The sequence below is a fragment of the Thauera aminoaromatica S2 genome, assembly GCF_000310185.1.
Classification (GTDB): domain Bacteria; phylum Pseudomonadota; class Gammaproteobacteria; order Burkholderiales; family Rhodocyclaceae; genus Thauera; species Thauera aminoaromatica.
Genome location: NZ_AMXD01000017.1, coordinates 13850 through 38017, shown reverse-complemented (window position 1 = coordinate 38017; position 24168 = coordinate 13850). Strand labels below are relative to the sequence as shown.

The 24168-nt window shown below is 67.4% G+C and carries 23 protein-coding genes; 3 read left to right on the top strand and 20 right to left on the bottom strand.

Features of this window, described 5'->3' with window-relative positions; translation table 11 throughout:
* Positions 1-3: 3 nt before the first annotated feature.
* The 18 genes from yaaA to rpsB form a co-directional block, all read right to left on the bottom strand.
* Positions 4-789, bottom strand: coding sequence for a peroxide stress protein YaaA (yaaA, locus tag C665_RS04830; RefSeq protein WP_004301443.1), 786 nt, complete (start codon positions 787-789; stop codon positions 4-6).
* Positions 790-861: 72 nt separating this feature from the next.
* Complete coding sequence (locus C665_RS04825) at positions 862-1374, bottom strand: hypothetical protein (protein ID WP_040828584.1); 513 nt, start codon at positions 1372-1374, stop codon at positions 862-864.
* 111 nt (positions 1375-1485) lie between these two features.
* Positions 1486-2319, bottom strand: coding sequence for a TrmH family RNA methyltransferase (locus C665_RS04820; protein ID WP_004301440.1), 834 nt, complete (start codon positions 2317-2319; stop codon positions 1486-1488).
* On the bottom strand, positions 2312-2923 hold the full coding sequence (rnhB, locus tag C665_RS04815; protein WP_004301438.1) for a ribonuclease HII: 612 nt from the start codon (positions 2921-2923) through the stop codon (positions 2312-2314). The genes C665_RS04820 and rnhB overlap by 8 nt, the downstream gene beginning before the upstream one ends.
* Complete coding sequence (lpxB, locus tag C665_RS04810; protein ID WP_004301437.1) at positions 2920-4077, bottom strand: lipid-A-disaccharide synthase; 1158 nt, start codon at positions 4075-4077, stop codon at positions 2920-2922. The genes rnhB and lpxB overlap by 4 nt, the downstream gene beginning before the upstream one ends.
* A 40-nt stretch (positions 4078-4117) precedes the next feature.
* A complete protein-coding gene (gene lpxA / locus C665_RS04805; protein WP_004301435.1) occupies positions 4118-4888 on the bottom strand; it encodes an acyl-ACP--UDP-N-acetylglucosamine O-acyltransferase in 771 nt (256 codons plus the stop codon).
* Complete coding sequence (gene fabZ, locus C665_RS04800; RefSeq protein WP_004301433.1) at positions 4885-5319, bottom strand: 3-hydroxyacyl-ACP dehydratase FabZ; 435 nt, start codon at positions 5317-5319, stop codon at positions 4885-4887. The genes lpxA and fabZ overlap by 4 nt, the downstream gene beginning before the upstream one ends.
* A gap of 6 nt (positions 5320-5325) precedes the next feature.
* Positions 5326-6360, bottom strand: coding sequence for a UDP-3-O-(3-hydroxymyristoyl)glucosamine N-acyltransferase (gene lpxD, locus C665_RS04795; protein ID WP_004301431.1), 1035 nt, complete (start codon positions 6358-6360; stop codon positions 5326-5328).
* A 13-nt stretch (positions 6361-6373) separates the two neighbouring features.
* On the bottom strand, positions 6374-6874 hold the full coding sequence (locus C665_RS04790; RefSeq protein WP_004301429.1) for an OmpH/Skp family outer membrane protein: 501 nt from the start codon (positions 6872-6874) through the stop codon (positions 6374-6376).
* Positions 6875-6908: 34 nt separating this feature from the next.
* Positions 6909-9263 (bottom strand): outer membrane protein assembly factor BamA, encoded by a 2355-nt coding sequence (gene bamA, locus C665_RS04785; RefSeq protein WP_004301427.1) that lies wholly within the window; start codon positions 9261-9263, stop codon positions 6909-6911.
* A gap of 8 nt (positions 9264-9271) precedes the next feature.
* A complete protein-coding gene (rseP, locus tag C665_RS04780; protein ID WP_004301425.1) occupies positions 9272-10636 on the bottom strand; it encodes an RIP metalloprotease RseP in 1365 nt (454 codons plus the stop codon).
* Positions 10633-11835 (bottom strand): 1-deoxy-D-xylulose-5-phosphate reductoisomerase, encoded by a 1203-nt coding sequence (gene ispC / locus C665_RS04775; protein ID WP_004301423.1) that lies wholly within the window; start codon positions 11833-11835, stop codon positions 10633-10635. The genes rseP and ispC overlap by 4 nt, the downstream gene beginning before the upstream one ends.
* A 45-nt stretch (positions 11836-11880) precedes the next feature.
* Positions 11881-12702, bottom strand: a complete 822-nt coding sequence (locus tag C665_RS04770; protein WP_004301420.1) for a phosphatidate cytidylyltransferase — start codon at positions 12700-12702, stop codon at positions 11881-11883.
* Positions 12703-12709: 7 nt separating this feature from the next.
* Entirely contained in the window at positions 12710-13477 is a 768-nt protein-coding gene (uppS, locus tag C665_RS04765; RefSeq protein ID WP_004301418.1) for a polyprenyl diphosphate synthase, read from the bottom strand.
* A gap of 52 nt (positions 13478-13529) precedes the next feature.
* Entirely contained in the window at positions 13530-14087 is a 558-nt protein-coding gene (frr, locus tag C665_RS04760; RefSeq protein WP_004301417.1) for a ribosome recycling factor, read from the bottom strand.
* Positions 14088-14105: 18 nt separating this feature from the next.
* Positions 14106-14819, bottom strand: coding sequence for a UMP kinase (pyrH, locus tag C665_RS04755; RefSeq protein WP_004301415.1), 714 nt, complete (start codon positions 14817-14819; stop codon positions 14106-14108).
* Between the two features lie 10 nt (positions 14820-14829).
* On the bottom strand, positions 14830-15726 hold the full coding sequence (gene tsf / locus C665_RS04750; protein WP_012585409.1) for a translation elongation factor Ts: 897 nt from the start codon (positions 15724-15726) through the stop codon (positions 14830-14832).
* A 165-nt stretch (positions 15727-15891) separates the two neighbouring features.
* The gene (gene rpsB / locus C665_RS04745; protein ID WP_004301412.1) at positions 15892-16647 is read right to left on the bottom strand and encodes a 30S ribosomal protein S2; all 756 of its coding nucleotides are present in this window, start codon (positions 16645-16647) and stop codon (positions 15892-15894) included.
* A gap of 394 nt (positions 16648-17041) precedes the next feature.
* Here rpsB and map point away from each other — a divergent pair, with 394 nt between their 5' ends.
* Positions 17042-17872, top strand: coding sequence for a type I methionyl aminopeptidase (gene map, locus C665_RS04740; protein ID WP_004301410.1), 831 nt, complete (start codon positions 17042-17044; stop codon positions 17870-17872).
* Positions 17873-17894: 22 nt separating this feature from the next.
* Positions 17895-20471, top strand: coding sequence for a [protein-PII] uridylyltransferase (locus C665_RS04735; RefSeq protein ID WP_004301407.1), 2577 nt, complete (start codon positions 17895-17897; stop codon positions 20469-20471).
* 39 nt (positions 20472-20510) lie between these two features.
* Here C665_RS04735 and C665_RS04730 read toward each other — a convergent pair whose 3' ends face one another.
* Both C665_RS04730 and C665_RS04725 read right to left on the bottom strand, forming a co-directional pair.
* Positions 20511-21017: a TIGR00645 family protein gene (locus C665_RS04730; RefSeq protein WP_004301404.1), complete on the bottom strand. Its 507-nt coding sequence runs from the start codon at positions 21015-21017 to the stop codon at positions 20511-20513.
* Positions 21018-21042: 25 nt separating this feature from the next.
* Complete coding sequence (locus C665_RS04725) at positions 21043-21780, bottom strand: S-methyl-5'-thioinosine phosphorylase (RefSeq protein WP_004301402.1); 738 nt, start codon at positions 21778-21780, stop codon at positions 21043-21045.
* A 121-nt stretch (positions 21781-21901) separates the two neighbouring features.
* Between C665_RS04725 and typA the strand changes: the two genes are divergently transcribed.
* A complete protein-coding gene (gene typA, locus C665_RS04720; RefSeq protein ID WP_004301400.1) occupies positions 21902-23719 on the top strand; it encodes a translational GTPase TypA in 1818 nt (605 codons plus the stop codon).
* Positions 23720-24168 lie beyond the last annotated feature (449 nt).

Here is a 24168-nt window from a genome sequence, read left to right as displayed (position 1 = left end):
CGTTCACTCCTCGCGACGGCGGAAGACCAGGGTATCGGCATCGGACGCGTCGGCGGCGAAGGCGTAGCCCTCGGCGTCGAAGCCCTGCAGCGCGTCGACCTCGTCGATGCGGTTCGTGATGACGTAACGGCTCATCAGCCCGCGCGCGCGCTTGGCGTAGAAGCTGATGATCTTGTAGCGCCCGCCCTTCCAGTCCTCGAACACCGGGGTGACGATGCGCCCCTTCAGCTTCTTGGGCTTGACCGACTTGAAGTACTCGTCGGAGGCGAGGTTCAGCAGCACACGCTCGCGCCCGGCGTCTTCCTCGCGCGCGAGCAGGCCGTTGAGCGCGTCGGTGATGCGCTCGCCCCAGAACTCGTAGAGGTTCTTGCCGCGCGGGTTGGCCAGCCGGGTGCCCATCTCCAGGCGGTAGGCCTGCATCAGGTCGAGCGGGCGCAGCACGCCGTAGAGGCCGGAGAGGATGCGCAGGTGGTCCTGCGCCCAGCCAAGTTCGTCCGCGGTCAGGCTCCTCGCATCGAGTCCCTCGTAGACGTCGCCGTTGAAGGCCAGCAGAGCCTGCCGTGCATTGTCGGGGCTGAATGGGCGCGACCAGCTCGCGTAGCGCGCCACGTTGAGCGTGGAGAGTGGATCCGAGAGCGACATCAGCTCGGCGATCTCGGCGGGCGATTTCTCGCGCAGTACCTCGATCAGCGCTGCGGAATCGTCGAGGAAGTCGGGCCGGGTGTAGGTGGAGACGGTGATCGGCGTCTCGTAGTCGAGCGCCTTGGCGGGGGAGATGACGAGGATCATGCCTTCTGTTCGCTGTGTCGGCGCGGAGCCGGATGGCCGGATGTTAACGCGAATCGCCCCGCAACACCGCCTTCAGCCCGGCAGCACCTCCTCCAGCAGCGCGAGCAGCTCGTCCGCCCGCTTGCGGCCGAGGCGTGACTCGTCGATCGACTCCTTCCATTCGGCGATCAGCGCGCGCAGTTCGCTGCTGCTCCGGGTCGCATGGACACGCTTGACCAGGCCGAGCTTGCCGTAGGGGCCGTGGAAGGTGCGCAGGGTGTTGATCATGAAGTCGCGCGCGAGCGGCAGGCTGGCGGTGTGGCCGGTGTGCGCCCGCGCGACCGGCGCCGCGCCTGCCGCCGGCTGTCCTTCGCGTATGCTGGCTTCGGGCGGGTCGGTCATCCCGGCGCTAGGCGCGATGAACCCTGCGTCGGCGAGTTCTCCGAGCGCAGCCGCAATCTTCGCGTCGCCGGTAAGGGCACACAGATCCTCGACGCTGCGCTGTCCATCGACCAGGATCAGCAGGCGGCGGGCGCGCAGCCCGAGGCCGTGCGTGCGATGCGCGATCTCGTCCTGTCCCTTGGGTGTCTTGGCGTACTTTTCCATCATCCTCCTCGCGGGGCGCTACCACCCCTGGTCTCGTCCTCGGGGTCTGTCGCGGCGTCCGCCGTGCCCCGCTTGGAATGCGGAAAGCATGGAAGCAAGCCTGCGCCCGAGTCAAGAAGGAAAATTCACGCCTCGGATCGTCCCCGTGGCGCGGAGCTGACGCGCCTGCTCGAACAGACAGACCGCCGCGGCCGCGGCGACGTTGAGGGATTCGATGCCGGCCGCCATCGGGATGATCACGCAGCCGTCGGCACGCGCCAGCAGGGCCGGGGAAAGTCCCTGCCCTTCCGCCCCGAAAAGCCAGGCCACCGGGCCGCGCAGGTCGAGCTCGTAGAGCTGGTGGGCGTCCTCGCGCAGGGCAGTGGCCAGGCACAGACCCGGGTAGCTCTCCAGTCGGGCGAGCAGTTCGCAGCCCTCCTCGATCCGGACAAGGAACTGCGCGCCCATGCCGGCACGCAGCGCGCGCGGCGACCAGGCCTGCGCGCAGCCCTCACCGAGCAGCGCGTGGCGGATGCCGGCCGCGGCCGCGGTGCGCAGCAGGCTGCCGAGGTTGCCGGGGTCCTGCACGCCGTCGACCACGATCAGGCTGGCGTCGCCCGGGGCGCTCGGCGTGCTCGCCGGCATGGCGATGGTGGCCAGCAAGCCGGCGGGGCTGTCGACCGGGCTGACATGCGCGAACAAGGCATCGCCCAGGCGGTAGCGCGGCACCTCTGCCGGCGCCGCCGCGAGCAGGCGGCGGTGCTCCTCGCGCAGCAGGCCGGATTCCGACACCACCAGCGCGCGCAAGGCCACGCCCGCCGCGAGCGCGGATTCGACCAGGTGGGCGCCGTCGAGCACGGTCTCGTCGAGCTTGCGGCGGTCGCGTGCCGAGTGCGCGAGCGCATGCAGGCGCTTGACGAAGGCGTTGTCACGCGATGCCAGCGCCTTGAGCTGCGGCTCACTCATCCCGGCGCTCGAGCAGCTTCTTCACCGGCGCGAAGCTGCGCCGGTGGAAGGCCTGCACGCCGTGCGCCGCGAGCGCCGCAAGGTGGGCGGCGGTCGGGTAGCCCTTGTGAGCGGCCAGCCCGTACTGCGGCCACTGCGCGTCGAGCTCGCGCATGGCCGCATCGCGTGCGGTCTTGGCGAGGATGGAGGCCGCCGAGATCGATGGCTCGGTGGCGTCGCCCTTGACGATCGCCCGCGCCGGATAGGGCAGCTTGGGGCAGCGGTTGCCGTCGATGCGCACCTCGGCCGGCGCGATCCCGAGCGCCATCACCGCGCGCTGCATGGCCAGCATGGTGGCGTGCAGGATGTTGAGGCGGTCGATCTCCTCGACGCTCGCCTCGGCCACCGCCCAGGCCAGCGCGCGAGCGCGGATCAGCGGTGCGAGGCGCTCGCGCGCGGCCTCGCTCAGCTTCTTGGAGTCGGCCAGGCCTTCGATCGGGCGTGCGGGATCGAGGATCACCGCAGCGGCGACCACTGGCCCGCACAGCGGCCCGCGGCCAGCCTCGTCGACCCCGCAGATCAGGCTGGAGGACGGCAGTCCGGGATCGAACAGCTCGGCGTTCATGCCTTTGGTCCCGCCTTGTCGAGGTAGGGCAGGATCGCCTCCGCGGCGCGCCGCGCGGTGTCCTGCCGGAGGGTGCGATGCAGGTCGGAGAAGCGCGCCGCGACCGCCGCGCGCCGCGCATCGTCGGCGAACCAGTCGTCGATCGCGGCGGCAAGGTGTTCCGGGTCGGCCTCGTCCTGGAGAAGCTCCGGCACCACGGTCTCGCCGCACAGGATGTTGGGCAGGCCCACCCAGGGCAGGTAGGCCATTCGTTTCATGAGGCGGTACTGCCACTTGCCGATGCGGTAGGTGATCACCATCGGGCGCTTGAGCAGCGCCGCCTCCAGGCTTGCCGTTCCACTCGCCACCAGCACCACGTCGGCTGCGGTCATCGCCTCGACGGCGTGACCGAACAGCATGCGGATCGGCAGCCCGCCCGCATCGTTGCGGTGCAGCGCCTCCTCGAAGATCTGGCGCGTCTCGCGGGTGGCCAGCGGGACCAGGAAGAGGCGCTCCGGATCGCGTTCGTGCAAAGTCTTCGCGGTGCCGATGAAGATGTCGGCCAGGTTGCGCACTTCGGACTGCCGGCTCCCCGGCAGCATCGCCACCACGCCGCGCTCGAGAGGAATGCCGAGGCGTTCGCGCGCAGCGGCGCGGTCGGGCTCGAGCGGAAATTCGTCGGCGAGCGGGTGGCCGACATAGCTCACCGGCACGCCGGCACGCTCGTAGAGCTCGGGCTCGAAGGGGAAGAGGCACAGCATGTGCGACACCGAGCGCGCGATGCGCTTGATCCGCCCGCCCCGCCAGGCCCAGATCGACGGGCCGACGAAATGGATCGCCGGGATGCCGGCGTCGCGCACCTTGCCTTCGAGCCACAGGTTGAAATCGGGCGCATCCACGCCGATGAAGGCATCGGGGCGCTCGGCGCGGATCTGCGCGAGCAGCGCGCGGCGGATGCCGGAGAGCTCGCGGTAGCGCTTGAGCGCGTCGACGTAGCCATGCACCGCGAGCAGCTCGCAGGGCCAGCGCACGTCGAAGCCTTCGGCCTGCATCTTCGGCCCGCCGATGCCGAAGAACTCCGCGTCGGGCAGATGGCGGCGGAGCGCTCGGATCAGGTGGCTCGCGAGCAGGTCGCCGGAGGTCTCCCCGGCGACCATGGCGATGCGGATCTTCATGCCGTTCGAGACGCGGCCCGCGCCGTGCAGCGGATCATGCTCAGCGCACGATGCCGCGACCGGAGTCCGCGATGAAGGCGGCGAAGGGCGCGGCCTCGGCCTGCCCGGCGGCGATCTCGGCGACGCGCTGGCGCGCCTCGTCGAGCGTGAGGCCGCTGCGGTAGAGCGCGCGGTAGGCGCGTTTGATCGCGGCGATGCCCTCGGCACTGTAGCCGCGGCGCTTGAGGCCTTCGCTGTTGATGCCGTGCGGTTTGGCCGGGTTGCCCGCCACGGTCACGAAGGGCGGCAGATCCTGCAGCAGCACGGTACCGACACCGCAGAAGCTGTGCGCGCCGACGCGGCAGAACTGATGCACCCCGGTGAAGCCGCCGAGGATCGCCCAGTCGCCCACATGGACATGGCCGGCGAGCGTGGCGTTGTTGGCGAAGATGGTGTGGTCGCCGACCTGGCAGTCGTGCGCGATGTGCACGTAGGCCATGATCCAGTTGTCGTTGCCGACGCGGGTGACGTGCGCGTCCTGGCTGGTGCCGACGTTGAACGAGCAAAATTCGCGGATCGTGTTGCGGTCGCCGATCTCGAGCCGGGTGGGCTCGGCGTCGTACTTCTTGTCTTGCGGGCTGGCGCCGATCGAACAGAACTGGAAGATCTCGTTGTCGCGGCCGATGCGGGTGTGGCCCTCGACCACGACGTGCGGGCCGATGCGCGTGCCGTCGCCGATCTCGACGTTCTCGCCGATCAGCGAATAGGCCCCGACGCTGACGTTGGCGCCGAGCTTCGCACCCGGATGGACGATGGCGGTCGGGTGAATCATAGCGTCTTGATCGCGCACATCAGCTCGGCTTCGGCGGCGAGCTCGCCGTCGACGCTGGCACGTGCCTTGTACTTGTAGATGTTGCGCTTGGCGTGGGTGATCTCGACGTCGAAGATCAGTTGGTCGCCCGGCACCACCGGACGCTTGAAGCGCGCGTTGTCGATGCCCGCGAAGTACACCACCGAGTTGTCGTCGGGCTTCACGCCGGTGCTCTTGAACGACAGCAGCGCCGCAGCCTGGGCCATGGCCTCGATGATCAGCACGCCCGGCATCACCGGGTGGTGCGGGAAGTGCCCCGGAAAGAAGGGCTCGTTCATGGTCACGTTCTTCAGCCCGCGCGCACGCACGCCCGGTTCGATCTCCAGCATGCGATCGACGAGCAGGAAGGGATAGCGGTGCGGCAGGTACTGCAGGATTTCCTTGATGTCCATGATGGCTCAGCCCTGCGAGCGGTCGTCGGGACCGTCGCTGTTTTGTTCGAGTTGGCGGACGCGCCTGGCGAGCGCGTCGAGGTGGCGCAGGTGGGAGAAGTTCTTCACCCAGTCGCCATGCGTCTGCAGCGGCAGGTTGCCGGTGTAGACGCCCGGTTTGGCGATCGACTTGGCGACCAGGGTCCACGCCGACACCACGACGTCGTCGGCGATGCTCAGGTGTCCGGAGATGCCGGCCTGGCCGCCGATCATGCAGCGCGCGCCGATCCGGGCGCTGCCCGCGACCCCGGCGCAGCCGGCCATGATCGTGTGCTCGCCCACGCGCACGTTGTGCGCGATCTGGATGAGGTTGTCGAGCTTGACGCCATCGCCGATCACGGTGTCGTCGAGCGCACCGCGGTCCACCGTCGTGTTGGCGCCGATCTCGACGTCGTTGCCGAGGACCACACGGCCGGTCTGCGGGATCTTGACCCAGGCGCCGGACTTCTCGCGCGCGAAGCCGAAGCCGTCTGCGCCGATGACCACGCCCGAATGCAGGATGCAGTCCTCGCCGATCACGCAGTCGTGGTAGATGCTGACGTTGGCATAGAGCCGGGTGCCGCGCCCGATGCGAGTGCCGCGCCCCACGTGGCAGTTGGGCCCGATCACCACGTCCTCGCCGAGCACCACGTCTTCCTCGATCGAGGCGCCGGGTCCCACCTGCACGCTGGCCGGCAGGGTGCTGGCGACCGCGGCGAGCGCATGGATACCGGGACGCGCCGCGGGGGGCGGATTGAACAGCTGCGCGACGCGTGCGAAGTACAGGTAGGGGTCGGCGGTCAGGATCAGGTTGCGCCCGGCCAGCGCCTCGCGCAGGTCGGGCGTGACGATCAGCGCACTTGCCGCACACTCGCCGACCTGCGACAGGTACTTGCGGTTGGCAAGGAAGGCGAGATCGCCCTCCCCCGCCTTGTCCAGCGTGCCGACGCGCGAAACCGCGACATCGCCGTCTCCCGCGATCTCGCCGCCCAGGCGATCGACCAGCTCGTGCAGTCGGAACATCGGGCGACCAGTCTTACTTGGCGTCGGACAGGGTCTTGATGACCTTGTCGGTGATGTCGATGCGCGGGTTCGCGTACACCGCTTCCTGGAAGATGATGTCGTAGTTTTCCTGCTCGGCGATCTGCTTGACCGAGCGGTTGGCCTTGTCGAGCACCGAGGCGAGTTCCTCGTTACGGCGTTGGTTCAGGTCTTCGCGGAACTCGCGCTGCTTGCGCTGGAAGTCGCGGTTGAGCTCGTTGAACGCACGTTCCTTGTTGCGACGGTCGCTGTCGCCCATGGTCGGGCCGTTGCGCTCGAGGTCTTCCTGCATCGACTTGAGGTCGCGCGCGATGCGCTGCAGCTCCTGGTCGCGCTTTTCGAACTCCTTCTCCAGCCGCTGCTGCGCCCGCACGGCGGGCGCTGCTTCGCGCATGACGCGATCGGAATTGACGAAGCCGATCTTGGTTTCGGCGAACGCGGTCTGGGAAAGGCCGAGCACAGCGAGTGCGACCAGGGAGAGGGTACTGACTTTCAATTATGCCTCCGGATGAAACTGTTTCGCCCGCAGCTCAGAACACGCTGCCGAGCTGGAACTGGAACCGCTGGATCTCGTCGTTCTCTTCCTTCTTGAGCGGATGGCCGAAGCTGAACTTCAACGGGCCGATCGGCGAGCTCCACGAGAATGCCAAGCCGGTACTGTAGCGCAGATCGCTGAAACGGATGTTCTGATCCACGAAAGTGCCGCCGCCGAGCGGTTCTTCGTCCCTGCCCCAGACGTAGCCGGCATCGAGGAAGGCCGAGATGCGGAAGGAACGGTCCTTGCCCGCGCCCGGCATCGGGAAGAAGAACTCGGCGTTGGCGACGGCCTTGCGGGTGCCGCCGGTCGAGCTGATGTCGCCGTCGGTATCCTTGTACTTGGGGCCGACCGAGCCTTGGTCGAAGCCGCGTACCGAGCCGATGCCGCCGACGTAGTAGTTCTTGTAGAAGGGTACGTCCTTGCCGCCGAAGCCCTTGGCGTAGCCGACGTCCGCGTTGAGCATCAGGGCGTAGTCGGTTCCGATCGGGAACCAGTGCTGGTACTGGTAGCCGAGTTTGCCGTAACGCAGATCGCCAACCGGGACGGTGACCTCGCCATAGACACGCTGATACACGCCGCTGCGGGGATAGGTGAAGCTGTCGCGACCGTCGCGCGACCAGCCGACGGTCAACAGCAGGCTGTCAACCGTGCAGTCGCCGACGCCGCTGGGGTTGTCGAGGCCGTTTTCCTTGCAGAAATCCTTGTAGAGCAGCGGACTCGCGTTGTACGTGGTGATCTCGGTGCGGTCGGCGGTGAGCCCGAAGTTAACGTGGTCGTCTTCCGCGATCGGCCAGCCGAGCCGAATGCCGGCGCCGGTCGAGACGGTCTTGTACGGCGACACCGAGTCGAGTTCGTCGGCGTCGTAGGTGCGGTGGTACAGGTCCCAACCCAGGCTGATGCCGTCCACCGTGTAGTAGGGGTTGGTGAAGGACAGCGCGAGCGTGCGGCTGGACTGACTGGTGTTGAGGCCGAGCGTCAGGGCGTTGCCGCTGCCGAACAGGTTCTGCTGCGAGATCGACGCCGACAGCACGATGTTCTCGGAGCTGGAGAAACCGGCGCCGAGCATCAGGTTTCCGGTCGGGCGTTCCTTGACGGTGAAGTTCACGTCGACCTGGTCGGTCGTGCCCGGTATCGCCGGCGTCTCGACGGTCACCTCGTCGAAGAAGCCGAGGCGGTCGATGCGCGTACGCGAGCGGTTGATCGCCGCCGCGTCGTACCAGCCCCCTTCCATCTGGCGCATCTCGCGGCGCACCACCTCATCGCGCGTCTTGGTGTTGCCGCCGACGTTGATGCGGCGCACATAAACCCGCCGACCCGGATCGACGAATACGGTGAAGGCCACCTCGCGCTTGACCTTGTCGACTTCCGGCGCGGCATTGACGTTGGCGAAGGCATAACCCTCGTTGCCAAGGCGGTCGGTGATCGCCTTGGTGGTCTCCGTCAGGCGTTCGCGCGAGAAGGTTTCGCCCGGTCGGATCTTCGTCAGCGCCTGGTATTCGGCCTCGGGAAGGATCAGGTCGCCGGTGAAGCGCACGCCGGTGACGGTGTACTTCTCGCCCTCGGTGATGTTCACCGTGATGTAGATGTCCTGCTTGTCCGGTGTGATCGAGACCTGGGTGGAGTCGATGTTGAAGTCGAGGTAGCCCTGGTTCAGGTACCAGGAGCGCAAGGTCTCCAGGTCGGCCGAGAGCTTCTGGCGGGAGTACTGGTCGTTCTTGGTGTACCAGGTCAACCAGCCGGGCGTGGTGAGCTGCATCTCGTCGAGGAGATCTTCTTCTTCGAAAGCCCTCGCGCCGACGATGCGGATCTGGCGGATCTTGGCCACGCCCCCCTCGTCCACCTTGAAGTTGATGCCGACACGGTTGCGTTCGAGCGGCGTGACGGTCGTCGTGACCGTGGCCGCGTACTTGCCGCGCGAGAGGTACTGGCGCTTGAGTTCCTGCTCCGCGCGCTCGAGCAACGAGCGATCGAAGATGCGCGATTCGGCGAGGCCGACCTCGCGCAAGCCCTTCTTGAGCGCGTCCTTGTCGAACTCCTTGACCCCGTCGAAGGTGATGTCGGCGATCGCTGCGCGCTCGTCCACCACCACCACGATGACGTTGCCTTCGGTCTCGATGCGAACGTCGCTGAAGAAACCCGTGGCGAACAGCGCGCGGATCGCATCGGCGGCCTGCGCCTCGGTGAAGGTCTCGCCGACGCGGACCGGCAGGTAGTTGAACACGGTGCCCGCCTCGGTGCGCTGGATGCCCTCGACGCGGATGTCCTTGACCACGAAGGGATCGAAGGCGAGGGCCGGCGCTGCGGCAAAAAGGGCCACCAGGAGCCCGGGCAGGAGCTTGCGATTCATGCGGGAGTTCAGCCGGAAATAAGACGATTGAGATCGTTGTAGAAGGCGAATGCCATCAACATCACCAGGAGGGCGAGGCCGATCTGCTGACCGACCTCCATGATGCGCTCCGGGATCGGACCGCCCTTGATGATTTCGACCGTATAGTACAACAAGTGCCCCCCATCCAGAACCGGGATGGGCAGCAGGTTCAGGACCCCCAGGCTGATGCTGATCAAGGCCACGAACTTGAGGTAGTGCGCCAAGCCCAGCTGGGCGGTCTGACCTGCATAGTCGGCGATCGTGACCGGTCCGGAGAGGTTCTTCCAGGACACTTCGCCGGTGAGCATGCGGCCGATCATCTTCAGGCTCAGCACGCTGGTCTCCCAGGTCTGCCGAACCGCGCGCGCGAGGCCTTCGAGCACACCGTAGCGGATCTCGCCGAACATCTCGATGCCGCCCGTCGCGGCTTCGCCCACCCCCACGCCGATGCGGCCGATCCGCGCCCCGCCCTCCTCGGCCGCGTCCGGGGTCACCACAAGCCCTACCACCCCGCCCGCACGGTCGATCTCGAAGTCGAGCGCGCGTCCGGGCGCCTCGCGCACCAGGCGCACGAGGTCGGCCCAGGCCGCGACCGCCGTGCCCGAGATCGCCAGCACGCGATCCCCGACCTGCAGTCCCGCACGTTCGGCAGCGCTGCCATCCGCGATCCTGCCGATCACCGCCGGAAGCGCCGGACGCCAGGGGCGCAGGCCGAGGCGCGCGATCAGGTCGGTGTTGCCCTCGTCGATCGCCACGCCCGAGAGATCCATGCGGCGGAAGGCATCGACGTCCTCCAGGGTGCGTACGCGCAGCACCACCTCGCGGTTGTCGAGCGCGTGGCGCAGCAGCACCCAGCGCAGGTCCTGCCAGCTGCGCACGGGCTCCTCGTCCACCGCGATCACGAGGTCGCCCTCGCGCACCCCCGCCGCCTGCGCGATCGCCGGCGTGTCGGACAACGCCACGCGAGGCTTGAGTTCCTCGGTGCCGCCGACAAAGAGGCCCCAGTAGAGGGCGATCGCGAGCAGGAAGTTGGCGAGCGGCCCGGCGGCGACGATCGCGAAACGCCGATACACGCTCTGGCGGTTGAAGGCGCGGTGCAGCTCGGGTGCCGCTACGGGCGCCTCGCGCTCGTCGAGCATCTTGACGTAGCCGCCGAGCGGGAACGCGGCGAGCACCCATTCGGTGCCGTCGCTGCCGGCGGTATGGCGCAGCAGCGGCTTGCCGAAGCCGATCGAGAAGCGCAGCACCTTGACCCCGCACCAACGTGCCACGAGGTAGTGGCCGAGTTCGTGGACGAGGATGAGCAGGCCGAGGGCAAGCGCGAAGGGAACCAGGTAATCGAAGAGAGTCATCGGTCGCGGCGAAGTCGGGAGATCTCGTCCCGCGCGAGTTCGCGGGCGTGCGCGTCGGCGGCCAAAACCGCCTCCAGCGAATCGACCGCGCCCGGCCGGCTGCGTTCCAGGCTCGCTGCGATCACGGCGGCGATGTCGAGGAAGCCGATGCGATGGTCGAGGAAGGCGGCGACCGCCTCCTCGTTGGCGGCGTTGAGCACGGCGGGCGCCGTGCCGCCGGCGCGCAGCGCGTCGAAGGCCAGCTTCAGGCAGGGGAAGCGGGCGAAGTCCGGACGTTCGAAATCGAGGCGGGCGATCTCGAACAGGTCGAGCGGGCGCACACCCGCGTCGATGCGCTCGGGCCAGGCCATGGCGTTGGCGATCGGGGTGCGCATGTCGGGGTTGCCGAGCTGTGCGATCACCGAGCCGTCGGCGTAGTCGACCATCGAGTGGATCACGCTCTGCGGATGCACGACCACCTCGATCATGTCCGCCGGGGCGCCGAACAGCCAATGCGCCTCGATGACCTCCAGGCCCTTGTTCATCATGGTCGCGGAGTCGACCGAGATCTTGCGTCCCATGACCCAGTTGGGATGGGCGCAGGCCTGCTCGGGGGTGACATTCGCGAGCGAATCGATCGGCGCCGTGCGGAAGGGGCCGCCGGAGGCCGTCAGCAACACCCTGCGCACGCCGGCGCGCGCGGGTTCGCGCGCGTAGCCGGCGGGCAGGGCCTGGAAGATCGCGTTGTGCTCGCTGTCGATCGGCAGCAGGACCGCCCCGCTTGCGGCCACTGCATCGATCAGCAAGCGGCCCGACAGCACCAGGGCCTCCTTGTTGGCCAGCAGCACCTTCTTGCCCGCGCGCGCGGCGGCCAGGGTCGGGCGCAGGCCGGCCGCGCCTACGATCGCGGCCATCACCATGGCCACCTCGTCGGCGGCGGCGACACGCTCGAGCGCCTCTTCACCGCATAGCACCTCGGTGTCGCGACCCGCTGCGCGCAATCCCGCGCGCAGGCGTTCGGCAGCGGTCGCATCGCCCATCACCGCGAAGCGCGGCGAAAAACGCAGGCACTGCTCGAGCAGCTTGTCATCCTGGCGCTGCGCACTGAGCGCGAAGACCTCGAAACGGTCGGGGTGACGGGCGACGACATCGAGCGTGCTTTGGCCGATCGAGCCGGTTGCGCCCAGGACGGTCAGGCGCTGCGGTGCGGGGTCAGGCATGGGGAGAATCCGTTGCGGAAGGAGCACGGCGGAAGCCGTGGAGGATCAGCGCGCGAGCCACACCGCGCCGAGCGCCACGAGCGGGAGCGTCGACGTCAGGCTGTCGATGCGGTCGAGGATGCCGCCGTGGCCGGGCAGGATGTTGCCACTGTCCTTGAGGCCGGCCTGACGCTTGAGCAGCGACTCGAAGAGGTCGCCGACGATGCTCACCGCGGTCCACGCCAGCAGGACGCCGGCGATCACCGGCGCGCCGCCCTCGAATTCCGCGCCGCGCATCGCGAGCACGCCGAAGCCGAAGGCCAGCACCGCCAGCACGCCACCTGCGGCGCCCTCCCAAGTCTTGCCCGGGCTGATCGCCGGGGCCAGCTTGTGACGGCCGAAGGCGCGGCCGCTGAAATAGGCGGCGATGTCGGCCACCCAGACGACGGCCATGGTTCCGAGCAGCACCCCGGGGCCCATCGTGCGCAGCTGCATCATTGCCAGCGCGGTCGGCACGAGCACGACGAAGCCGACCAGCGAAGCCAGCATCGGGTTGGACAAGGCCCACTTGCCGCGCAGCCACATCGGCACGACGAAGATCCAGAATAACGCGCTGAAGACATAGAGCGGCACCACGGCCGCAGCACCGCCGAGCTCGCCGCTGCCCAGCCCCGCGCTCCAACCCAGGAACGCGGATGCGGCGGCAAAGGCGACCGCCGTGGACACGCGCAACCCGCGCTCGAAGCGGGCGAGCGCGCCCCACTCCCACGCCGCCGCACCGCACAAGACTGCGCAGAGCACGAGCCAGACCGATGCCGGCAGCAGGAACACCGCCGCCAGCAGGCCGACCAGCAAGGCGATTGCGGTGAGGACGCGATCCTTGAGCATGGAGGCCCTATTCCCCGGCGTCGGCCTTGAGCTGCTCGCTGGTGCGGCCGAAGCGCCGCTCCCGCCCCTGATAGGAGCCGATGGCCTGCCCGAGCGCACCGTCGTCGAAGTCGGGCCAGAGCACGTCGGTGAAGTAGAGCTCGGTATAGGCGAGCTGCCAGAGCAGGAAGTTGCTGATGCGCTTCTCGCCACCCGTGCGGATGAAGAGATCGGGCTCCGGCGCGAAGCTCATCGACAGCTCGGAGGCGATCTCATCTTCGGTGAAGCGTTCCAGGCGCCCCGGTTCGCGCGCCATCAGGCGCGACATCGCATCGAGAATGTCCCAGCGACCGCCGTAGTTGGCCGCGACGGTGAAGTTGAGTCCGCCATTGCCGGCGGTGAGCGTCTCGGCCTCGCGGATCATGTCCACCAGCCGCGGATCGAACTTCGAGAGGTCCCCGATCACGCGGAAGCGCATGTCGTTGTCGTGCATGCGGCGGATCTCCTTCTGCAGCGACTTCAGAAAGAGCTGCATCAGGAAAGAAACCTCGTCCTGCGGGCGGCGCCAGTTCTCGGAGCTGAACGCGAACACGGTGAGGTACTCCACCCCGCGATCGACGCAGCCGCGCACGGTGGCGCGCAGCGCCTCGACACCGCGCGCATGCCCCGCGACGCGAGGCAGCATGCGCTTGCGCGCCCAGCGCCCATTGCCGTCCATGATGACGGCAATGTGCTTCGGCACCTGCGAGACGTCGGGAATGTCGCGGGTGGAACTCCTGAACAGCCCTCCGATCATGCTCCGCCTCCTGTCGTGCCCGTTGACGATACAGCCGATCCGCGCACGCGGATCAGATCTGCATGAGTTCCTGCTCTTTCTGGGCGAGCAGCTTGTCGATCTCGGCTACATAGCGGTCGGTGAGCTTCTGGATCTCGTCCTCGCCGCGACGCTCGTCGTCCTCGGAGATCGCCTTGTCCTTGACCGCATCCTTGAGCTGCTGGTTGCCGTCGCGGCGCAGGTTGCGGATCGCCACCTTGGCGGTCTCGCCCTCGTGGCGCACCACCTTGGTGAGGTCGCGACGGCGCTCCTCGGTGAGCGCAGGCATCGGCACGCGCAGCAGTTCGCCCATGTTCGCGGGGTTGAGGCCGAGGTCGCTGTCGCGGATCGCGCGCTCGACCTTGCCGAGCATCGGCTTTTCCCAGGTCTGCACGCCGATCGTGCGGGCGTCGATCAGGGTGATGTTGGCGACCTGGTTCACCGGCACCATAGAACCGTAGTACTCGACCATCACGTGATCGAGCAGGCCGGTGTGGGCGCGGCCGGTGCGCACCTTGGCGAGGTCGGTCTTGAGCGCCTCGACCGACTTCAGCATCTTCTGCTCGATGTTCTTCTTGAGTTCGGAAATCATGCAAGCCCTCTCCGGAGGTCAGGAATGGACCAGCGTGCCTTCGTCCTCGCCCATCACCACACGCTTGAGCGCGCCGGGCTTGAAGATCGAGAACACGTTGATCGGAAGCTTCTGGTCGCGGCACAACGCGAACGCGGTCGAGTCGAGCACCTGCAGGTTGCGCCCGATCGCCTCGTCGAAGCTGATGCGATGGTAGCGCTGCGCCTGCGGGTCCTTCTTCGGATCCGCAGTATAGACGCCGTCCACCTTGGTCGCCTTGAGAACGATCTGCGCACCGATCTCGGCGCCGCGCAGCGCCGCGGCGGTGTCGGTGGTGAAGAAGGGGTTGCCGGTACCGGCCGCGAAGATGACCACGCGGCCTTCCTCGAGATGACGGATCGCGCGCCCGCGGATGTACGGCTCGACCACCTGGTCGATGCGCAGCGCGGACTGCACGCGCGCTTCGAGCCCCATGCGTCGCATCGCGTCGGCGAGCGCCATCGCGTTCATCACCGTGGCCAGCATGCCCATGTAGTCGGCGGTGGCGCGGTCCATGCCGGAGGCCGCGCCCTTCATGCCGCGGAAGATGTTGCCGCCGCCGATCACCACACCGACCTGGACACCGAGACGGCTGATCTCGGCGACCTCGGACACGATGCGGCTGACGACCTCCTCGTTGATGCCGTAGGCGTCGTCGCCCATCAGGGCTTCGCCGGAGAGCTTGAGCAGGATGCGCTTGTAGGCGGCGGACACGTTCTTCTCCTTACTTCTTGGCGGCAGCGGCGGCCTGTTCGGCCACTTCGGCGGCGAAGTCGGTGACCTTCTTCTCGATGCCTTCGCCGACGATGAACAGCGTGAAGCCGGCGACCGAGGCGCCCTTGGCCTTGAGCAGCTGCTCGATGGTCTGCTTGCCGTCCTCGGCCTTCACGAAGACCTGGGCCAGCAGGGTCACTTCCTTGAGGAACTTCTGCACGGTGCCGTCGGCGATCTTTTCCAGCATCGCTTCGGGCTTGTTGTCGGCGCGGGCCTTCTCGATCGCGATGCGACGCTCGGCATCGATCAGGTCCTGCGACACGCCCGAGGCGTCGAGCGCCTTCGGCTTGGACGCGGCGATGTGCATCGCGATGTCCTTGCCGAGCTGCTCGTCGCCGCCGACCACGTCCAGCAGCACGCCGATCTTGGCGCCGCCGTGGATGTAGGAGAACAGCTTGCCCTTGGCCTCGATGCGGGCGAAACGGCGGATCGACATGTTCTCGCCGATCTTGCCGACCAGCGCGGTGCGGGTCGACTCGACGGTGCCCTCGCCCAGCGGCAGCGCCGACAGGGCAGCGACGTCGGCCGGGCTCTTGGCGGCGACGAGGCCGGCGCAGTTCTGCACCAAGGCCAGGAAGTCGTCGTTCTTGGCGACGAAGTCGGTCTCGCAGTTGACCTCGATGATCGAGCCGAGCTTGCCGTCGGCCGAGATGTCGATGCCGACCACGCCTTCGGCGGCGATGCGGGCGGCAGCCTTGGAGGCCTTGTTGCCGAGCTTGACGCGCAGGATCTCTTCGGCCTTGCCCATGTCGCCGGCGGCTTCGGCCAGCGCCTTCTTGCATTCCATCATCGGCGCGTCGGTCTTCTCGCGCAGTTCCTTGACCATGCTTGCGGTAATTTCCGCCATGCTAGCTCCTGAATAGGTTCGGTTTGACATTCGAAACGCGGATGCCGCGCAGCGCACCGGAGGGCCATCGGCGCGACATCGGGAATTGTGCGGGGCGCACGTTGCGGGATTCGCAAGCGCCACCCGGATTGCAAAAGGGGCCCCGCGGGCCCCCTTCGCTGAGGATCAGGCCTGTTCCTGCGAGCCTTCTTCCTCGACCTCGACGAACTCGTCGCCGCCGGCATCGACGATTTCCTGCAGCACCTGGCTGCGGCCTTGCAGCACGGCATCGGCCACGCCACGGGCGTAGAGGCGGATGGCGCGCGAGGAGTCGTCGTTACCCGGGATCAGGTAGTCCACGCCTTCGGGCGAGTGGTTGGTGTCGACCACGGCCACGACCGGGATGCCGAGCTTCTGGGCTTCGGTGATGGCGATCTTGTGGTAGCCGACGTCGATGACGAACAGCGCGTCGGGCAGGCCGCCCATGTCCTTGATGCCGCCGATCGACTTCTGCAGCTTCTCGAGTTCGCGGCGCACGGTCAGCGCCTCGCGCTTGGACAGGCGCTCGATCGAGCCGTCTTCCATCATCGCCTCGACTTCCTTGAGGCGCTTGATCGACTGCTTGACGGTCTTGAAGTTGGTCAGCATGCCGCCGAGCCAGCGCTCGTCGACGTAGGGCATGCCGGCGCGCTGGGCTTCCTCGGCGATGATCTCGCGCGCCTGGCGCTTGGTGCTGACGAACATGATGTTGCCGCGGTTCGCGGCGAGCTTGCGCACGAACTCCATGGCTTCGTTGTACTTCGCCATCGTCTTTTCGAGGTTGACGATGTGGATCTTGTTGCGCTGGCCGAAGATGTAGGGGGCCATGCGCGGGTTCCAGAAGCGGGTCTGGTGACCGAAGTGGACGCCGGCTTCCAGCATCTGACGCATCGTGACGGACATGTGTTGCTCCAAACTGTACAAGGGTTGAACCTCCGCCTCGCGGATGGGCGACCGGGAAACCGGTTCACCACGCTGCCCCCCGGGATTTGCGCGTCCCCGTCCCGGCCGGAGCCGGAACGCAGGATGTCGAGCAGGCCCCGGAAGGACCCTGTGCCGCAAGGCGTGCGGATTTTGCCTGCACATGCAGACAAGCCCACGATGTTATCACGCCGGCCGCATCGTGCTCAAGGCTGAAGCGGATTGAAACCCAGGCCGACACAAGCCTCGCGGGTACCCGCCGCGGAAATGGCGAAGGCATCGGTTGGCATGCGGTTTGCGCGGATACCGGGTTTGCTGCGGCGCGGCGCTTGCGATAGCCTTCCCGCTTTCCCGCCCCGACACAGAACACACAACAATGAGCATTGTCATCAAGACCCCCGAAGAGATCGAGAAGATGCGCGTGGCCTGCCGGCTCGCCGCCGAGGTGCTCGACTACATCGAGCCGTTCGTTGTCCCCGGCGTGACCACCGGGGAGCTCGACCGCCTCTGCCACGACTACATGGTGAACGTGCAGGGCACCATCCCGGCCCCGCTCGACTACGCACCGCCCGGCTACAAGCCCTACCCCAAGTCGATCTGCACTTCGGTCAATCACCAGGTCTGCCATGGCGTACCGGGCGAGAAGGCGCTCAAGAAGGGCGACATCGTCAACCTCGACATTACGGTGATCAAGGAGGGCTTCCACGGCGACACCAGCCGCATGTTCCTGCTCGGCGGGGACTCGGCGTGCAGCATCGTCGCCCGCCGCCTGACGCGGATCACCTACGAGTGCATGTGGCTGGGCATCGCCACCGTCAAGCCCGGCGGCCGCCTCGGCGACATCGGCGCCGCGATCCAGAAGCACGCCGAAGGCAACGGCTTCTCGGTGGTGCGCGAGTTCTGCGGCCACGGCATCGGGCGCAAGTTCCACGAGGAACCGCAGGTGCTGCACTACGGCAAGGCCGGCACCGGCCCCACGCTCGAGCCCGGCATGATCTTCACCATCGAGCCGATGATCAACGCCGGCAAGGCGGCGATCTCCGAGCTGCCCGACGGGTGGACCATCGTCACCAAGGACCGCAGCCTGTCGGCGCAGTGGGAGCACACGGTGGTGGTCACCGAGACCGGTGTCGAGGTGCTCACCCTTTCCGCCGGGTGCCCGCCCCCGCCCGAGCTCGTCGCTGCCCGTTTCGCAACGGCTGGCTGAAGAATCCGTCGCAGGCCCGCACATGAACGACGCCCTCACCGACGAGCTGCACACCCTTGCCACCACGGCACGCCAACGTCTCGTCGAGGGCACGGCGCAGCTGCGCGACGCCTATCAGGGGCGGCCGCAGACCTCCATCCTGCTCAAGGGCCGCGCTCGACTGGTGGATCACGAGCTCGTCCGCCTGTGGACGGCGTGCGCGATGCCCGCCTCCGCCGCGCTCGTGGCGGTGGGCGGCTATGGGCGCGGCGAGCTTTTCCCCGCCTCGGACGTCGACCTGCTCGTGCTGCTATCCACACCGCCCGACGAGGCGCTGAAGGCGCGCCTGTCGGCGCTGGTCGGCGCGTTGTGGGACTGCGGGCTCGAGGTCGGTCATGCGGTGCGCACGGTCGACGAATGCATGATCGCCGCCGCCGACGACATCACCGTGCAGACCAACCTGCTCGAGGCGCGTCTGCTCGCCGGCGACCCGGCGCTGTTTGCCGAGCTGAGCGCGCGCTACCGCGAAGCGCTCGACGTGCGCGCCTTCTACAAGGCCAAGCTGCTCGAGCAGGAACAACGCTACGCCCGCTTCAACGACACGCCCTACGCCCTCGAGCCCAACTGCAAGGAGAGCCCCGGCGGGCTGCGCGACCTGCAGATGCTGGGCTGGATCGCACGCGCGGCCGGGCTTGGCCACAGCTGGCGCGACCTCGCCCGCCACCGCCTCATCACCGGCAGCGAAGCCGGCGAACTGCGCGCGATCGAGCGCTTCCTGCAGCACATCCGCATCCGCCTGCATCATCTCACCGGGCGCGCGGAGGACCGCCTGCTCTTCGACCACCAGGAAAAGCTCGCCCGCATCCTCGGCATCGAGGCCACGCCCACCCGGCGCGCCTCCGAGGTGCTGATGCAGCGCTACTACGTCACCGCCAAGATGGTGATGCAGCTCAACACCGTGCTGCTGCAGAACTACGGCAGCGTGATCTTCCCCGACCGCGGCGCCGCGATCGTGGTCAACGCGCGCTTCCAGGTCGTGCGCGAGCTGCTCGACATCCGCGACGAGGACGTCTTCGAGCGCCACCCTTCCGCGCTGCTCGAATGCTTCCTGCTGCTGCAGCAGCGCTCCGAGCTCAAGGGCATGACGGCGCGCACCCTGCGCGCGCTGTGGATCCACCGCAATCAGGTCAATGCCGCGTTTCGCGCCGACCCCGCGCACCGTGTCCTCTTCCTGCAGATCCTGCAGCAGCGCCGCGGTATCGTGCGGGTGTTCCGCAAGATGAACGAGTACGGCATCCTGTCGCGCTACATCCCGGCGTGGCGGCGCATCGTCGGCCAGATGCAGCACGACCTCTTCCACGTCTATACGGTCGACCAGCACATCCTGATGGTGCTGCGCAACGTGCGCCGGTTCACGATGGGAGAGCACGCGCACGAATACCCGCTGATGACGCGGCTGATCATGGCCTTCGAGCGCCACTGGCTGCTCTACGTCGCCGCGCTCTTCCACGACATCGCCAAGGGCCGCGGCGGCGACCACTCCACGCTCGGCATGGCCGACGCGCGCGAATTCTGCACCCAGCACGGCATGGACGCGAACGACACCGCACTGGTCGTGTGGCTGGTCGAGCAACACCTCACGATGTCGCGGGTCGCACAGAAGGAAGACACCTCCGACCCCGAGGTCATCCAGCGCTTCGCCGACGTCGTGCGCGACGAGCGTCGCCTGGTCGCGCTCTACCTGCTCACCCACGCCGACATCCGCGGCACCAGCCCCAAGGTGTGGAACGGCTGGAAGGGCAAGCTGCTCGAGGATCTGTTCTTCGCCACCCAGCGCCTGCTGCGCGGCGCCACCGCCAAGGAGGCGCTCGGCCTCGACGGCCGCCTCGAGGACGCCCGCCGCCAGTTGCGCTTCCACGGCCTGCGCCCCGGCGTCGAGGACGCGCTGTGGGCCCGGCTCGACCCGGTGTACTTCATGCGCCACTCCGCTGAGGAGATCGCCTGGCACACCCGCTTGTTGTACTATCGCACCGAATCCGACGAGCCGGTGGTGAAAGCGCGCGTGGCCGAGGACGAGGACGGCGTGCAGGTCATGGTGTTCACCCGCGACCAGAAGGACCTCTTCGTGCGCCTGACCGGCTTCTTCGGGCGCATGGGCTTCACCATCGTCGACGCCAAGGTGCACACCACCCGCCACGGCTACGCGCTCGACAGCTTCATGCTGCAGGACCCGGGCGAACAGGCCGCCTACCGCGACATCGTGATCCTGATCGAGCACGAGCTCACCGCCCGCCTGCAGAAACCGGGGCTGCCCGAGCGCCCGAGTCGCGGGAGAATGTCGAGGCAGGTCAAGCACTTCCCGATCAGCCCGGAGGTCAGCATCCGTCCCGACGAGGCCGGCCGCCATCACGTGCTCTCGCTCACCGCCGCCGATCGCCCCGGCCTGCTCTACGACGTCGCCGCGGTGCTCGCCGAGCACGGCATCCGCCTGCACACCGCCAAGATCGCCACCCTGGGCGAGCGCGTCGAGGACACCTTCCTGCTCACCGGCCACGTGCTCAACCAGGACGCGCAGGTGCTGAGGATCGAGCGCGAGCTGCTGGAGCGGCTGCAGGTCTAGCCGCGCTCGCGGCGCGCTCCGGATGCGCTCGCGGCGCGCTCAGTGCCCCTTCCCCGCCAGGCGATCCATGGCGGCGTAGAGCAGGCCCGAGAACAGGAAGGTCACGTGGATGCCCACCATCCAGCCGAGCTGGCGGTCGGTGAGGTTGTGGGCGTTCATGAAGGCCTTGAGCAGTTCGATCCCGGAGATCGCCACGATCGAGCCGATCAGCTTGAGCTTGAGGTCGGAGAAGCCGATGTGTCCCATCCACTCCGGGCGGTCGCGGTGGGTGTGCAGGTCCTCCATCTTGGACACGAAGTTCTCGTAGCCGCTGAACATGATGATGATCAGCAGGTTCATGATCAGCGCCACGTCCACCAGCGACAGCACGCCGATGATCAGCTCGCTGCCCGAGGCGCTCCAGATCTGCGCGAACAGCCCGAACAGCTCCTTGGAGAACTTCACCAGCAGCAATACCATCGCCAGCACGAGGCCGAAATACACCGGCGCCATCAGCCAGCGGCTGGTGAACAGCACGTGCTCGAACCCGCTCTCGATCCGCTTCATCGCATCGCGCTCCTCGACCGGTCGATCAGACATGGCACAGCCCCTCCAGCACGGCGCGCACGCGCACCATGGACTCCTGCAACACCAGCTCGATGTCGTCGAAGTGGATGCCGTGCGCGCTCGACGAGCGCCCCGCGGCGTAGTTCACCACCACCCCGATCGCCGCGTAGGGCAGCTCGAGCTCGCGCGCCAGCGCCGCCTCGGGCATGCCGGTCATGCCGACGATGTCGCAGCCGTCGCGCTCGAGGCGGTCGATCTCCGCCGCGGTCTCGAGGCGCGGGCCCTGCGTGCTCGCGTACACCCCGCCATCCATCGCGCTGTCGCCGGCCGCAGCGATCGCCGCGAGCAGACGGTGGCGCAGGGTCTCGTCGTAGGGCTCGGTGAAGTCGATGTGGCGCACCGGCGTGTCGCCGCCCTCGAAGAAGGTGCTCTTGCGCCCCCAGGTGTAGTCGATGATCTGGTTCGGGACGATCAGCGTGCCCGGCGCCAGGTCGGCGCGGATGCCGCCCACCGAGGCCACCGAGACGATGCCGGTGGCCTTGGCCTGCTTGAGCGCCCAGATGTTGGCGCGGTAATTGACCAAGTGCGGCGGGATGGTGTGGCCGTAGCCGTGGCGGGCGAGGAAGACGACCGGCTCGTCGCAGACGCGCCCGAAGGCGAGTGCGCCGGAGGGCTCGCCGTAGGGTGTGCGCACGACCTCGCGGCGCTCGATCTCCATGTTCGACAGTTGGGTGAGTCCGCTGCCGCCGATGATCGCGAGCATGGTGAAGAGACCTCCTTTGGCTGAGGCGCGCGATTCTAGCACGCCCCTCAGAAATCCATGCTGCGCTGCCACAGCACGTGCTAGAATCCTCGCCCTTTCAAAGACTTCGCCGCCCTCCTCCATGTCCCGCGCCATTCGCAACATCGCCATCATCGCCCACGTCGACCACGGCAAGACAACCCTCGTCGATCAACTGCTGCGCCAGTCCGGCACTTTCCGCGAAAACCAGCAGGTCGCCGAACGCGTCATGGACTCGGGAGACATCGAGAAGGAACGCGGCATCACGATCCTGTCGAAGAACTGCGCCATCCAGTATGGCGATACCCACATCAACATCGTCGACACCCCGGGCCACGCCGACTTCGGCGGCGAGGTCGAGCGTGTCCTGTCGATGGTCGACAGCGTGCTGCTGCTGGTCGACGCCGTCGAGGGCCCGATGCCGCAGACCCGCTTCGTGACCCGCAAGGCGCTCGCGCTGGGACTCAAGCCGATCGTCGTCATCAACAAGATCGACCGCCCGGGCGCACGCCCGGACTGGGTCATCAACCACACCTTCGACCTCTTCGACAAGCTCGGCGCCACCGAGGAACAGCTCGACTTCCCGGTGATCTATGCCTCCGGCCTCAACGGCTTCGCAGTCATCAACGAGGGTGACGAGCGCAAGGACATGCGCCCGCTGTTCGAAGCCATCCTCGAGCACGTGCCCGCGCCGGAAGTCGATGCCAACGGCCCGCTGCAGATCCAGGTCTGCTCGCTCGACTACTCGACCTACATGGGCCAGCTCGGCATCGGTCGCATCAAGCGCGGCAGCGTGCGCCCGAACCAGGAAGTCGTCGTCATGTACGGCGAAGAGAACCGCGGCAAGGGCAAGGTCAGCCAGATCCTCACCTTCGAGGGCCTCGAGCGCAAACCCTCCGAGCTGGCCGAGGCCGGCGACATCGTGCTGATCGCGGGCATCCAGCAGGTCAACATCGGCGTCACCCTGTGCGACCCGGAGTGTCTGGAAGGCATGAAGCCGATCGCGGTGGACGAGCCCACGCTGACCATGAACTTCATGGTGAACACCTCGCCGCTGGCCGGTCGCGAGGGCAAGTACGTCACCAGCCGCCAGATCCGCGAGCGCCTGGAAAAGGAACTGCTCAAGAACGTCGCCCTGCGCGTCAATTACACCGGCGACTCGGACGTGTTCGAGGTCTCCGGTCGTGGCGAACTCCACCTCACCATCCTGCTCGAGAACATGCGCCGCGAGGGCTACGAGCTGGCGGTGGGACGCCCGCGCGTGGTGTACAAGGAAATCGACGGTGTGAAGTGCGAGCCGTACGAGATGCTCACCGTCGACGTCGAGGAAGACCATCAGGGCAGCGTCATGGAAGAGCTCGGCCGTCGCCGTGGCGAACTCCAGGACATGCAGCCGGACGGCAGGGGCCGCGTGCGCCTCGAATACCGCATCCCGGCTCGCGGCCTGATCGGCTTCCAGGGCGAGTTCCTCACCATGACGCGCGGCACCGGCCTCGCCAGCCACGTCTTCGACGACTACGGCCCGATGGCCGGCGCCATGGCCGAGCGCCGCAACGGCGTGCTGATCTCGCAGAACGACGGCGACGCGGTGGCCTACGCGCTGTGGAACCTGCAGGACCGTGGCCGCATGTTCGTCAGCCCGGGCGAGGCGCTGTACGAAGGCATGATCATCGGCATCCACACCCGCGACAACGACCTCGTGGTCAACCCGATCAAGGGCAAGCAGCTCACCAACGTGCGCGCCTCGGGTACCGACGAAGCCGTGCGCCTGATCACGCCGATCCAGCTCACCCTGGAATCTGCGATCGAGTTCATCGCCGACGACGAGCTGGTCGAAATCACGCCCAAGAACATCCGCCTGCGCAAGCGTCACCTGAAGGAAACCGACCGCAAGCGCGCTGCCAAGGCCGACGCGTCCTGATCTCAGGCCGCTCGAACGAAAGACGCCCCGCCGGTTCTGCCCGCGGGGCGTCTTGCCATCCGGGCGCTTGCCACAAACGCAGCGCACGGTTTGCAAATGCCCGCTTTCCTGCTATCACGGAAGTACCACAAATGAATGGAGCGCGCGCCGCGGACACGCGGTAATGCGCGCCCAGAACCGACAGAGAGCTTCGCTGCGCAAAGCGCAGAGCGCGGGTGCAGTTGTGCCCGACGATCTGCACAGCGCGTCCCTGCGGGTGTCCGCTTCGGATGCCTTCGTCCCTGCCGATCCGACAGAGCAGGAGAACGAACATGATGCGTCCATCATCGCAGGTGGTGTTGGCGGCCGTTGTCTTCATTGCCGCCATGCTCGCCCCGCCCCTTCCCCTGGCAATCGCTGATGCGCCCGCCGCCTCGCCCGCGTCGACGCCGGCAAGAATTCATGCCCAG